Here is a 13,267-nt window from a genome sequence, read left to right on the forward strand (position 1 = left end):
GGATTACTCGACGTCTGTCGAGGCGATCAATGTCGATATCCGAGCTAATGCTGTCGGTCTCGCGGGCATTGGCGGCGACGCTCAGGGTGACACCCTGAGCGGCATTGAAAAGGTGATCGGCACGGCGTTCAACGACACCTTCAATCTCGATTCGGCCACTGCGACGTTCGAGGGGGGAGCGGGGGATGATGTCTACGTTCTCAACGGCAGTGGCGGCACGGTCATCGAACAGGCGGGGGGCGGTAACGATGAAGTACGCAGCAACTTCGGCCAGATCTACCTGGGCGCCAACGTCGAGCGTCTGACCTATACCGGCACCGGGTCATTCACCGGTTGGGGCAACGCCATCGACAACATCATTACAGGGGGCAATGGCAACGACATCCTGTATGGCGGCGCGGGTGCCGACCGGTTCATCGGTGGTGCCGGTTTTGACACTGTCGGCTACGGCGACACGACTATTGGCGTCACCATCAACCTGAAAACCGGGGTTCACACAGGGATTGCAGCAGGGGATACCTACACCAGTATCGAAGCTTTGACCGGCACGATAGCCGGTGACATTTTCATCGCCGACGGCGCGGCCATGGCTTTTGACGGGTTAGTGGGTGCGGACATGGTCAGCTATGAACAATCCGACAGCGCCGTGACCATTGATTTGAAAACTAAGGTCAATGCGGGTGACGCGGCCGGCGATACCTACACCGGAATCGAGTTTTTCCAGGGCAGCAGCTTCAACGACACCCTGTCCGGAACCGCATTCGGTGACAACTTCATTGGTGGCTCCGGTGCGGATCTGATCGATGGGCGTGAAGGGCATGACACTGCCTGGTACATCAACAGCAAGGCCGCTGTGAACATCAATCTGCAGACCAACGTCAACGAAGGCGCCGATGCTCAAGGTGATGTGCTGCTCAATATCGAGCGAGTGATCGGCAGCCAATTCGACGATACGCTGACCGGAAGTTCGGCAGTCGATTTTCTTGAGGGCAGCACAGGCAACGACGTGATTTATGGCGGCGACGGGGCCGACTTCATTTATGGAGGCCTGGTTTCCCTGGCCGGGCCGTTAGCCAGTTCGGCACCCAATGCAGGGGCTGAGGCTGATGCGCTCTATGGCGGCAATGACAACGACACGATTCTCACCGCATCCAACGACACTGGCAGCCGTGCGTATGGCGAAGCGGGCGATGACACCATCACCGTAACTCATGGCATCGCTGATGGTGGTGAAGGCAATGACAAGCTGATCGGTACCGGCCTGGGCTTCTCGCTGTTTGGCGGCGTGGGCAAGGATAATCTGGTATTGCAGTCCGTCGGTTCGGCCTTCGGTGGTGAAGGTGACGATATCTACACCATCGACACTTCGGCATTGGTCAACATTCAGGACGACGGTACCAGCCGTGGCGACAAGATTGTGCTGTCGTACATTCGCGCTTCGGAACTGCAAGTCGACCGTGTCGGTGACGACCTCTACCTGCACCGTTACAGCGTTTCAGCCGGACAGACGCCGGATGAGGGCGTGCGCCTGAAGGATTGGTTTGCCGGTTCCGACACTATCGAGCAGATCGTGACGGCCGATAATCAGACCATCAATCTGCCGGCCAACAGTGATGCATTCGCGATGTTTGGCTGACCACTGAATCGCACACCTGCAATCGCAATGCGGCCGCAGGTGTGCGCTTGGCAGCTGAAGGACCAACCTGGTTTCAACCAAGCAAGGAAGAAGCAAATGTCAGTGATTTATGGAACGAGTGAAGCCGGTGTCATGGGCGGCAATGAAGGCAATGACGAACTCTACGGACTGGAGTCGGATGATCAGATCTGGGGTACCACGGGGTCCGATCTGCTGGATGGCGGGGAGGGGTTCGATTCAGTGAGTTATCAGATGATGCCGAACGGCGTCAGCGTCGATTTCCGCGAGGGGCTGGCCACTGTCACCAAGGCGGACGGCTCCGTCGATACCCTGGTCGGCATCGAAAAAGTCATCGGCAGCTTTAACAATGACACCTTGGTCAGTTCGGTCAGCGGTATCACGCTGGAAGGTGATAACGGAGATGACGTGTACATCGTCGGTAGCGAAGGTGTGACCATCGTCGAAGCGGAACGCGGCGGTTACGACGAGCTGCGCACCAGCGTCAACACCCAGAGGATGGATCCGTTCCTGGACAAAATGATCTTCACCGGCACCGGCGACTTCAAGGGCTACGGCAATGCCGAGGCGAACGTGATTGTCGCCGGTGCAGGCAATGACGTGCTGTGGGGTGGCGACGGTGGCGATCAGTTCATTGGCGGCAAGGGCTTCGACACAGTCAGCTATACCGACAGCCTTGAAGGCGTCAGTATCGAGCTCTCGAGCATGTGGGGCGCCACTGGTATTGCATTCGGCGATACCTACTCGAGCATCGAGGCCGTGCAGGGTTCGAATTTCAACGATGTGATCTTCGCCGGCGCAAGCGCAATGGTCATGGACGGTGCCGATGGCCTTGACGCCGTCGATTACAGCCGTTCCAACGATGCGGTCAGCATCGAGTTTCGTGATGGCGAGGGCTTCGGTTCTGGCGGCTACGCCGAGGGCGATACCTTGATCAATGTGGAAAAGGTTGTCGGGACTAACCTGGACGATCACTTCACTGCTAACTCGGGCGGCGTGACCTTCGAAGGTGGCTGGGGCAGTGACGTCTATACGATCAACAGCGAGGGTGTGACCATCGTCGAGACAGACTCAGGCATGGGGTTTGACGAGCTGTACACCAGCCTGTCGGTCATGAAGATGGACCCGTTCATCGAGAAAATGACCTACACCGGTACAGCCGATTTCACCGGTTATGGCAACGATTCCGACAACTACATCTTCGGCGGCAGCGGCGATGACCTGTTCTACGGTGGCGCCGGACGGGATGTGTTCGTCGGCGGCGCGGGAACGGACATCGTCAGCTATGACGACAGCGATACGGGTGTGGTGGTCAACCTGTCGAGGATTGGCCAGAACGGTACGGCCGAAGGGGATATGTATTACGACGTAGAAGGTCTGCAAGGCAGTCGTTTCAACGATGTGATGGATGCCGGCCGCGAGGACGCGATCCTGGAAGGTGGCAACGGCGATGATGTGATCAGTGGCAACGATGGCAATGATCACCTTTACGGCGGACTGAAATCCGGTCTCGACGGTGATGTCGCGCAGGCCGACACACTGTCTGGCGGTTCGGGTGATGACGTCATCGTCAGCGCTGTGAATGACTTGGGTACAGTGGCCCACGGCGACGGAGGCAATGACACCATCACGGTCCACAACGGCAGTGCCCTTGGTGATGACGGTCATGACGTGCTCACCGGCACCGGCAACAGTTATCTGTTGTCAGGTGGCAGCGGCAACGACGTGATGAACCTCAATCTTCCGGGGCAGTCCGGTACTGGCGGCACCGCACTGGGCGGTATGGGTGACGATATCTACATCGTGAACAGCACCGGGCTGGTATCGATTCAGGACGAGGGCTGGGATCTCAACGACACCCTGATCCTCAACACCATCACCAACGCCAGCCAGTTGAACGTCACCCGCATCGGCGATGACGCCTACCTGCATAGCGCCAACGACGGCAGCAGCGGTGTGCCGGACAACGGCGTGAAACTGGCGGGATGGTACGCCGGGTTCAACAACATCGAGCACCTGCAGACTGCCGACGGCCAGGTCTACGACCTGCCGGCGACGGTTGATGGGTTCGCCATGTTCGGCTGATCACTCGATCTGTTGATGCAACGCAATGAAAGGGATGAGTCCGCTGCTGGATTCATCCCTTTTTTCATGCCTTACGGCGCACCCGACGCAGCGCTCGCGGAGCTGGCGCGTTTCCTGCAAGTCCCCCTCAAATCGCCATAAAACGAGCGCTCGCGGTCATCGCAGCGACGCCGCAGGCGGCAAAAGGGTTAGCCAGACGGCCCGCATCGCTCAACATAGCCATGCGCAGCCCGGTGACGAACGAGAGGGGAGACGATGAAGGCAGTTATTTTGGCGGGTGGCCTCGGCACGCGCATCAGTGAAGAGTCGCACCTCAAGCCCAAGCCCATGATCGAGATCGGCGGCAAGCCAATTCTCTGGCACATCATGAAGCAGTATTCCGCTCACGGGATCCACGACTTCGTGATTTGCCTGGGCTACAAGGGCTATGCGATCAAAGACTTCTTCGCCAACTACTTCCTGCACACCTCCGACGTCACGTTCGACATGCGCAATAACCGCATGGACGTGCACCAGAACTACAGCGAGCCGTGGAGCGTCACCCTGATCGACACCGGCGAGGAAACCATGACCGGTGGCCGTCTGCTGCGTGCCGGCCGTTACCTCAAGGATGAAGAGGCGTTCTGCTTCACCTACGGCGACGGCGTTTCCGACATCAACATTGCTCAACTCGTCGATTACCACAAAGCCCACGGTCGCCTGGCCACCGTCACCGCGGTGCAGCCGCCGGGACGTTACGGTGCCCTTGAGCGCCAGGGCGATCAGGTGCTCGGTTTCACCGAAAAACCCCGTGGCGACGGTGGCTGGATCAACGGTGGCTTCTTCGTGCTGTCACCCAAAGTCCTGACCTACATCGCTGGCGATGAAACCACCTGGGAAGCCGAGCCGCTGGCGCGTCTGGCTCAGGAAGAACAGCTGAACGCCTTCGAACACGAAGGCTTCTGGCATCCGATGGACACCCTGCGCGACAAGAACCACCTAGAAGCGCTGTGGCAGAGCGGGGAGGCCCCATGGAAGCAATGGGCCTGAGTGCGGATTTCTGGCGCGGCAAGCGCGTAATGGTCACCGGCCACACCGGTTTCAAAGGCAGCTGGCTGAGCCTGTGGCTGCAAAGCCTCGGCGCGCAAGTCAGCGGTTTTTCGCTGGATCCGTCGACCGAACCGAGCCTGTATGAACTGGCGCGGGTTCACGAAGGGATCAACGATCAGCGCGGTGATCTGCGCGATCTCGGCGCGTTGCTGGAAATCATCGCCGACACCGAGCCGGAGATCGTCTTGCACCTGGCCGCGCAGCCGCTGGTGCGTGAAGGCTATCGCGACCCGCTGGGGACTTATTCCAGCAACGTCATGGGCACGCTGAACCTGCTCGAAGCGATCCGTCAGGTCGGTTGCGTGCGCGCCTGCGTGCTGGTGACCACCGACAAGGTTTACGCCAACAAGGAATGGCTGTGGCCGTACCGCGAAGACGAAGCCCTCGGTGGCCACGATCCCTACAGCAGCAGCAAGGCTTGCTGCGAACTGTTGGCGCAGTCTTACGCCGCGTCGTTTTTCCCGGCCGACAAGTACGCCGAGCACGGTCTGGCCTTGGCCACCGCGCGCGCCGGCAACGTCTTGGGTGGCGGTGACTTCGCCCCTGAGCGGCTGATTCCCGACGTGCTCAAGGCCTGGACTGCAGACGAGCCGGTGACCCTGCGTTACCCGCAAGCCGTGCGCCCGTGGCAGCACGCGCTGGAACCGCTGGCCGGTTACCTGCAACTGGCTGCCGGCCTCTACGAACAAGGCCCGGAATACGCCGGGGCGTGGAACTTCGGCCCGGGCGAGGCCGACATGTGCAGCGTCGGCGAAGTGGTCGAACTGCTCGCCAGTCGCTGGCCACAGGCACGCGGTTTGCGCATTGAGAAAAGCGAATTGCACGAGGCCGGTCTGTTGCGTCTGGACAGCAGTCGCGCCCGTCAGGTACTCGGCTGGCAGCCACGCTGGACCTTGCAGCAATGCCTGACCCAGACCCTCGACTGGCATCTGGCGTGGCAGAACGGCGATGACATGCGCAACGTCACTCTCGGCCAACTGAACCTGTACCGAGGCGCGCTGTGAGCGAGTTTTCCTTGAAACCGTTGCCGCTGGCCGGGCTGTTCAGCGTCCAGCACAGACGCTTCGAAGATCAGCGCGGGCATTTCGCCCGGCTGTTCTGCGAAGGCAGCCTGAGTGCGTTCGGCAGCGAATTTCACATCCGCCAGATCAACCATTCCTGCACCCGCGAGAAGGGCAGCGTGCGCGGTCTGCATTATCAGAATGCCAATGCGCCGGAAGCCAAGCTGATCACTTGCCTGCGCGGTGAAGTGTGGGACGTGGCGGTGGATCTGCGTCCGGATTCCGCAACCTTTCTGCACTGGCACGCCGAGCACCTCAAGGCTGGCGACGGTCGCAGCCTGTTGATTCCGGCCGGCTTCGCTCACGGCTTCCAGACTCTGACGGAAGACGCCGAACTGCTTTACCTGCACAGCGCCGATTACGCGCCGGAGCACGAAGGCGGCTTGTCGGTGAACGATCCACGGCTGGCGATTGCCTGGCCGTTGCCTGTCAATAATTTGTCAGCGCGTGATTCCAGCCATCCTGCGCTCGATCAACACTTTGCCGGAGTGCGTCTATGAACTGCCGTGGGTGCGCCGCACCGCTGAGCCTGCCGCTGATTGACCTCGGCACCTCGCCACCGTCCAACGCCTACGTGCATGCCGAGCGCCTGGAGCAGGCCGAACAGTGGGTGCCGCTCAAGGTCGCCGTGTGCCAGCAGTGCTGGCTGGTGCAGACCGAGGACTACACCCGCGCCGACAGCCTGTTCGATGCCGAGTACGCCTACTTCAGTTCGTTCTCCAGCACCTGGCTGGCCCATGCCGAGCGTTATGTCGCCGAGATGGTCGAGCGCTTTGACCTGAGCGCCGACAGCCGTGTGGTCGAAGTCGCAGCCAACGACGGTTACCTGCTGCAGTACGTCGCCGCTCGCGGCATTCCGTGTCTGGGTGTCGAGCCGACCCGCAGCACCGCGCAAGCGGCGCGGGAAAAGGGTCTGCAGATTCGTGAAGTGTTCTTCGGTCGCGACAGCGCTGCGCAGCTGCACAGCGAAGGCTGGGGCGCCGACCTGATGGCCGCCAACAACGTGCTCGCGCATGTTCCGGACATCAATGATTTCCTGGGTGGTTTCGCCACGCTGCTCAAGCCGACCGGCGTCGCTACTTTCGAATTTCCGCAACTGCTGACGCTGATGGCTGGCGCGCAGTTCGACACCCTGTACCACGAGCACTATTCCTACCTGTCGCTGACCGCCGTGCAGACCTTGTGCGAGCGCAATGGTCTGGAAGTGTTCGACGTCAGTCAGTTGAGCACTCACGGCGGTTCGCTGCGGGTGTTCGTGCAGCGCCAGGACGGAGAGCGTCGTGCTGTGCAGCCGGCGGTGCAGCAACAGTTGCAGGCCGAGCTGGATGTCGGGGTGAAAACCCCTGAGTACTACGCGACCCTCGCGCCTGCTGCCGAACGCATCAAGCATGAACTGCTGCGCTTTCTGTTGCAGGCCAAGGCCGACGGCAAGCGTGTGGTCGGTTACGGCGCGGCGGCCAAGGGCAACACCTTGCTCAACTACGCCGGGGTCAAACCGGATCTGCTGGCGTGGGTGGCCGATGCCAACCCGCACAAGCAGGGCAAGTTTTTGCCGGGCAGTCGGATCCCGATTGTCGCGCCGGCGCAGATCGACATCGAAAAACCGGACTACGTGCTAGTGCTGCCGTGGAACCTGCTGCACGAAGTCAGTCAGCAACTGGCGCAAGTGCGTCAGTGGGACGGGCGCTTCGTGATCGCCGTGCCTGAGATGAAAGTCCTGTGAACGTTCTGGTCACCGGGGCCACGGGCTTCGTCGGCCGGCATCTGGTCGCGGCGTTGCTCGCGCGTGGCTGCGCCGTACGTGCGGTGGCGCGTAATGTCGAGACTGCGGCGAGCATGCCGTGGATCAACCACGTCGAATTCGTCGCGGCGGATATTCACGCGGCGGATCTGGACATTGCGGCGCTCACCGACGGCATCGACGTCCTTGCGCACCTGGCTTGGCCGGGGTTGCCGAACTATCGGGCGCTGTTCCATTTCGAGCACAACCTGATGGCCGACTACCGCTTTATCAAAGGCGCGGTCGAGGCGGGTGTGAAGCAAGTGCTGGTGACTGGCACCTGCTTCGAGTACGGCATGCAAAGTGGCCCGCTCGGCGAAAGTGTCGAGCCGCAGCCGAGCAACCCTTACGGTCTGGCCAAACACACGCTGCACCTGTTCTTGCAAAATCTGCAGCAGGAAAAACCGTTCACCTTGCAGTGGGCGCGTCTGTTCTACCTGCATGGCGAAGGGCAGAACCCCAACAGTCTGCTGGCAGCGCTGGACCGGGCGATCGATGCCGGCGAGGCGTCGTTCAACATGTCCGGCGGCGAGCAGCTGCGGGACTTTTTGCCGATTGCCAGCGCTGCTGATTACCTCGCCGCGATCCTGCACCAACGTGATTTCAATGGCGTGATCAATTGCGCCAGCGGCCAGCCGGTATCGGTGCGCGCACTGGTTGAACAACGGCTGCGCGAGCGCGGTGCGGCACTGAAACTGAACCTTGGCCATTACCCTTATCCGAGCCATGAACCGATGGCGTTCTGGGCCGTGACCGAGCGTTTGCAACAGCTACTGGGAGAGCCGCAATGAGGCACGAGTTGTATCGGGTAACCGACCTGCCGGTGTTGCAGAACCGCACCTTCGCCGACCCGGAGTCGGCCAAGGCTTCGGCCAGCGCCGACATGCTGCTGGTGCAGGATGAGCGCAGCGGCCTGATCTTCAACGCCGCGTTCGATGCCGACAAGCTCAGCTATGACGCCGACTATCAGAACGAGCAGGCCCATTCGGGCCAGTTCCAGAAGCACCTGAGCGACGTCGAAGGCATCATCGCCAAACACTTCAAGGGCCAGGAGCTGATCGAAGTCGGCTGCGGCAAGGGTTACTTCCTTGAGTTGCTCAAGGGCCTCGGTTATTCGATCACCGGGATCGATCCGGCCTACGAAGGCGAGAACGCCGACGTGATCAAGGCGCCGTTCACCCGTGGTCTTGGCCTGGCAGCTGACGCCATTGTCCTGCGCCATGTGCTGGAACACATCGAAGACCCGGTGAGCTTTCTGGCGGTGATCGCCGAAGCCAATCAGGGCGGGCAGATCTACATCGAAGTGCCATGCTTCGACTGGATCCTCGAGCACAAGGCCTGGTTCGACCTGTTCTACGAGCACGTCAATTATTTCCGCCTCGATGACCTGCGCCGGATGTTCGGCACCGTGCACGAGGCCGGCCACCTGTTTGGCGGCCAATACCTGTACATCGTCGCCGACCTTTCGACGTTGCGCCTGACCCCGCAGCAACCGGTGCCACGCCTGACGCTGCCGGACGGTTTCACCGCCAGCCTTGAGCGCGCGGTGCAGATCATTCAGTCCGCACCCGAGCAGGGTTCGGCGATCTGGGGCGCATCGTCCAAAGGCGTGATCTATTCGCTGTTCCTGCAGCGCGCCGGTGTCGCGGTGGATCGCGTGGTGGATATCAACCCGGCCAAGCAGGGGCGTTATCTGCCGCTGAGCGGCGAGCGAGTGTCCTCGCCGCAAGAGGCGATGGATGCGCTGCCCGAAGGCGCCAACCTGTTTGTGATGAACTCCAATTACCTCGAAGAAATCAAGCGGATGACCGGTGGACGCTACGTCTATCACGCCGTCGATAGCGCTTCGTTCCAGTGACCATTGAGACTTTGAACATGACCGACAACAGCATCAACCAAGCTTTCGAAGCCGAGTGCCGCGAGCAGATCGCCCAGCAGGGCGACGACCAGAAACTCACTGGCCTGGCCCGTGATTTCTTCAACGAATCGGCCAAACACAAGTACAGCTACCACTTCTCGTGGATGGGTCGCCCGATCATCCAGCTGCCGCAGGACATGATGGCGATGCAGGAGATCATCTGGCAGGTCAAGCCGGATCTGGTCATCGAGTGCGGCATCGCCCACGGCGGTTCGATCATCTACTACGCCTCATTGCTGGAACTGCAAGGTCACGGTGAAGTGCTGGGCATCGACCTCGACATCCGCCCGCACAACCGTGAAGCGATCGAAAGCCACCCGATGGCCAAGCGCATCAAGATGATCGAAGGTTCGAGCATCGACCCGGCCATCGCCGCTCAGGTGCAGGCTGCGGCCAAAGGCAAGAAGGTCATTCTGGTGCTCGACTCCAACCACACCCACGACCACGTGCTCGAAGAGCTGCGCCTGTATGCGCCGCTGGTCTCGGTCGACAGCTACTGCGTGGTGATGGACACCGTGGTCGAAGACATGCCGGCCGATTTCTTCCCGGATCGTCCATGGGGCCCGGGCGACAATCCGAAAACCGCGGTGTGGAAGTACCTGGAAGAGAATCAGGACTTCGAGATCGACCAGCAGTTGCAGAACAAGCTGCTGATCACCGTGGCGCCGGACGGCTATCTGCGTCGCGTTCGTTAATTCGCACCATCACCAAAGCGTTATCTCGGCGAGTCGCCGGTTGTGGAGAGAAGTTATGCAAGGCAAGTACAGTTCTGAACTGGCGCTACCGCTCAACGAGCTGTTGACCGTGGTGCTGATTACTCACAATCGGCCGGCGTTCCTGCGTCGGGCGGTGAAGTATTACAGCAGCTTGCCCTGCCGGATCATGGTGCTCGACTCGACGGTCGAGCGGCCTGAAGGGGATTTTTCCGCCGTCGATTATCACCATGTGCCGCAGTTCGCCTACTGGGGCATGCAGGCCAAACTGGCTTATGGTGTGGAGCAGCTGACCACGCCGTATATGGTGCTGGCGGCCGACGATGACTTCATCCTGCACGATTCGCTGACCGAGTCCGTGAACTTCCTGCAGGCGAATCAGGACTACGGCATGTGCCACGGCTATTGCCTGATGTACCTGGCTCTGGCCCATGGCGTGAACTACTACCGTCGTGACAAGAAAGTCCAGGAAGACTATTCGTCCGAGCGGGCGCAGGATCGTGTCATCGATTACATGAGCCAGTACATTCCGCCGTTCTATGCGGTGACCCGTACTGACCTGATGAAAAACTGGCATTCGGCGTTGCCAGCGGGTACCAATTTCCAGTGGCAGGAAATTGGTCACGTCTACTACCTGCTGGCCAGTGCCAAGGCGCGGATCCTGCCGATGCCTTATGTGGTACGCGAGATCAACTACGGTGTCTCCGAGCACAATACCGATGTGTATCACTCGCTGACCTACGCCGACGGCAAATCGGTCGCCGAGCGAGAAGCCTTTGCCGAGTTTCTCGCCTCTCTGCCAACCGCCATTAAAGGGCTCGACGCCGGACAGCTCAAGGCGTTTGCCCTGCAGAGTTTCGAGGCCATGGCCGACAGCTTGAAGACTGGGCGCGCGCTGACTGCAGAACTGATTTTCGAATCCACCTGGAACCAGAACCTCAGGCATCCGGATCGTCGTTTTGGTCCGTTGCAGTACGTCGAGATGCCGTTTTACAACCAGCCGTTCTTCGATCGTCTGGAACAGTTCGAATTCATGCTGCACGCCATGCCCGCCGGCCGTATGCAACTGGAAGGGCTTGAGGGGATATGGACGCGTCAGGCGCACCTGCTGCAGGCACGTAACAACGATACGCCGGAAAGTGTGGTCGACCGTTTGTGGCAGGCGCACGACCTCAATGCTTTCAACCAGACAGTCGTCAAACGCCTTGCCGCGCATCTGGATGACATGGGTGAAGACGAAGCCGCCGGGTCGGTGAACGAGTGGATTGCTCGGCTTGAAACCCTGGTGATTGAAGACCATCAGGCAGTCTTCGACAACATGAAATCCGGTCGCCTGCTGCAGTGGCTGGCCGCGCGTGAGCCGTCGGCGCAACAGGTCGAGTCGATCACTCGACAGCTGTCGGCCCATGACGGTGGCCCGCAGTTCGGCATTTTCCTGCTGGATCTGGATGACCAGATCGACAAGGTGCAGGTCTCGCTCGACAGTCTGCTCGAGGGGCACTGCAAAGCGTTCAAGATTGTGGTGTTCACCACGGGCGAACCGCCGGTAGCGACCACCGCGCAAAACACCCTGCACTTCGTGCGCGTTACCCAGAGCAACTACGTCGACAAGTTGAATCAGAGTGCTCAGCAGTCAGCGTGCGACTGGCTGCTGCTGGCGCAAGCGGGCGACGAGTTCACCGCTGGCGGCTTGTTGCGGGCCAGTCTGGAACTGATGTCCGCCACAGGTGTGCGTGCCGTGGCCACCGATGAAATCCAGCGCAAGGAAAACGGTGCGCTGGTCGACGTCTTCCGCCCGGGCTTCAATCTGGACCTGCTGCAAAGCGTTCCAGCGCTGATGGCGCGTCATTGGTTGATTCGCCGCGAAGTGTTGCTCGAAGCCGGTGGCTATCAGGCCGACTTCAGCAAGGCACTGGAGCTGGATCTGCTGTTGCGCATCATCGAACAGGGCGGCATTGGCGGCCTGGCGCACCTCGACGAGCCACTGCTGATCACCCAGGCCTCGGTACTGGAAGAGAATGCCCACGAACGTCAGGCGCTGCTGCGTCACCTGACCAATCGCGGATACAAGGCCAGGGTCACCTCGGCGACGCCCGGTACCTATCAGATTGATTACCGTCACGCCGAACAGCCGCTGGTGTCGATCATTGTGCCGGCCATCGATGACCTGCCGGCACTGCGTCGCTGCCTGGAAGGCGTGTTGCTCAGAACCCGTTACAGCCGCTATGAAGTGCTGATTGCAGCGAATCCGAATCAGTCGGCCGAGGTCAATGACTGGCTGGGCACGCTGCGCAACCCCAAAGTCAATGTGCTGCGTGCCGATCAGCCGCTCGGCGAGACGGCGTTGTACAACGCCGCCAGCGAGCAGGCGCAGGGTGAATATCTGGTGCTGTTGGCGGCTGACAGCGAGGTCGTCAATCCGAACTGGATCGATTCGTTGCTCAATCACGCGCAGCGTCCGGAAGTGGCTATCGTCGGTGCCAAACTCGTCGATCGTGACGGCAAGATCGCTCATGCCGGTTTGATTGTTGGTCTGAACGATGGCGTTGGCTCGCCTTTTATCGGTGAAAAACACGCCGCTGAAGGTTACATGCAGCGCCTGGCGGTCGAGCAAAACTATTCGGCGGTGTCGAAGGTGTGCCTGATGATCCGCAAAGAACTGTTCAACGCACTGGGCGGTCTGGACGAAGTGACGTTCGCCGACGGCTTGAGCGATGTCGATCTGTGCCTCAAGGCCGGTGATGCGGGTTACCTCATTGTGTGGACGCCGCTGGTGCAGGTTGTGCATCCGGGCCTCTTGCCGCAAGCGCCATCAGCCCTGGCTGCATTGCGTGAGAAGTGGGGCGGCGCCTTTGCGCAGGACAGTGCCTACAACGCCAACCTGTCCCTCATCGGCAAAGGTTTTACCTTGGGTGAAAGCACGCCGGTCAACTGGTCGCAGTTACTCGCTTGAGTCCGTCGGACAAG

General features: G+C 60.4%; 9 protein-coding genes and 1 pseudogene. All 10 read left to right on the forward strand.

Annotated features, from left to right (window positions below):
* Window positions 1-1,636, forward strand: a pseudogene (locus H043_RS29335) (calcium-binding protein); the annotation flags it as partial.
* A gap of 96 nt (window positions 1,637-1,732) precedes the next feature.
* Window positions 1,733-3,739, forward strand: coding sequence for a calcium-binding protein (locus tag H043_RS0125400; RefSeq protein WP_027614213.1), 2,007 nt, complete (start codon window positions 1,733-1,735; stop codon window positions 3,737-3,739).
* Between the two features lie 255 nt (window positions 3,740-3,994).
* The gene (gene rfbF, locus H043_RS0125405; RefSeq protein WP_027614214.1) at window positions 3,995-4,768 is read left to right on the forward strand and encodes a glucose-1-phosphate cytidylyltransferase; all 774 of its coding nucleotides are present in this window, start codon (window positions 3,995-3,997) and stop codon (window positions 4,766-4,768) included.
* A complete protein-coding gene (gene rfbG / locus H043_RS0125410) occupies window positions 4,750-5,832 on the forward strand; it encodes a CDP-glucose 4,6-dehydratase (RefSeq protein WP_027614215.1) in 1,083 nt (360 codons plus the stop codon). The genes rfbF and rfbG overlap by 19 nt, the downstream gene beginning before the upstream one ends.
* On the forward strand, window positions 5,829-6,389 hold the full coding sequence (locus H043_RS0125415) for a dTDP-4-dehydrorhamnose 3,5-epimerase family protein (protein WP_027614216.1): 561 nt from the start codon (window positions 5,829-5,831) through the stop codon (window positions 6,387-6,389). Before rfbG ends, H043_RS0125415 begins: the two co-directional genes overlap by 4 nt.
* Window positions 6,386-7,612: a class I SAM-dependent methyltransferase gene (locus H043_RS0125420; protein ID WP_027614217.1), complete on the forward strand. Its 1,227-nt coding sequence runs from the start codon at window positions 6,386-6,388 to the stop codon at window positions 7,610-7,612. Before H043_RS0125415 ends, H043_RS0125420 begins: the two co-directional genes overlap by 4 nt.
* On the forward strand, window positions 7,609-8,460 hold the full coding sequence (locus tag H043_RS0125425) for an NAD(P)-dependent oxidoreductase (protein ID WP_027614218.1): 852 nt from the start codon (window positions 7,609-7,611) through the stop codon (window positions 8,458-8,460). The genes H043_RS0125420 and H043_RS0125425 overlap by 4 nt, the downstream gene beginning before the upstream one ends.
* Window positions 8,457-9,527 carry a class I SAM-dependent methyltransferase gene (locus H043_RS0125430; RefSeq protein ID WP_027614219.1) on the forward strand — a complete coding sequence of 357 codons (1,071 nt, stop codon included), beginning with the start codon at window positions 8,457-8,459 and terminating at the stop codon, window positions 9,525-9,527. The genes H043_RS0125425 and H043_RS0125430 overlap by 4 nt, the downstream gene beginning before the upstream one ends.
* Before the next feature lie 17 nt (window positions 9,528-9,544).
* On the forward strand, window positions 9,545-10,282 hold the full coding sequence (locus H043_RS0125435) for a cephalosporin hydroxylase family protein (RefSeq protein WP_027614220.1): 738 nt from the start codon (window positions 9,545-9,547) through the stop codon (window positions 10,280-10,282).
* A 55-nt stretch (window positions 10,283-10,337) separates the two neighbouring features.
* On the forward strand, window positions 10,338-13,253 hold the full coding sequence (locus tag H043_RS0125440) for a TIGR00180 family glycosyltransferase (RefSeq protein WP_027614221.1): 2,916 nt from the start codon (window positions 10,338-10,340) through the stop codon (window positions 13,251-13,253).
* Window positions 13,254-13,267 lie beyond the last annotated feature (14 nt).

Source organism: Pseudomonas sp. URIL14HWK12:I6 (assembly GCF_000514195.1).
GTDB classification, from domain to species: Bacteria; Pseudomonadota; Gammaproteobacteria; order Pseudomonadales; family Pseudomonadaceae; genus Aquipseudomonas; species Aquipseudomonas putida_A.

What these genes read in the sequence shown, in the direction of transcription:
- H043_RS0125420 (WP_027614217.1), top strand. Translation starts at nt 6,386, where the DNA reads ATGAACTGCCGTGGGTGCGCCGCACCGCTGAGCCTGCCGCTGATTGAC.
- rfbF (WP_027614214.1), top strand. Translation starts at nt 3,995, where the DNA reads ATGAAGGCAGTTATTTTGGCGGGTGGCCTCGGCACGCGCATCAGTGAA.
- rfbG (WP_027614215.1), top strand. Translation starts at nt 4,750, where the DNA reads ATGGAAGCAATGGGCCTGAGTGCGGATTTCTGGCGCGGCAAGCGCGTA.
- H043_RS0125440 (WP_027614221.1), top strand. Translation starts at nt 10,338, where the DNA reads ATGCAAGGCAAGTACAGTTCTGAACTGGCGCTACCGCTCAACGAGCTG.
- H043_RS0125400 (WP_027614213.1), top strand. Translation starts at nt 1,733, where the DNA reads ATGTCAGTGATTTATGGAACGAGTGAAGCCGGTGTCATGGGCGGCAAT.
- H043_RS0125435 (WP_027614220.1), top strand. Translation starts at nt 9,545, where the DNA reads ATGACCGACAACAGCATCAACCAAGCTTTCGAAGCCGAGTGCCGCGAG.
- H043_RS0125430 (WP_027614219.1), top strand. Translation starts at nt 8,457, where the DNA reads ATGAGGCACGAGTTGTATCGGGTAACCGACCTGCCGGTGTTGCAGAAC.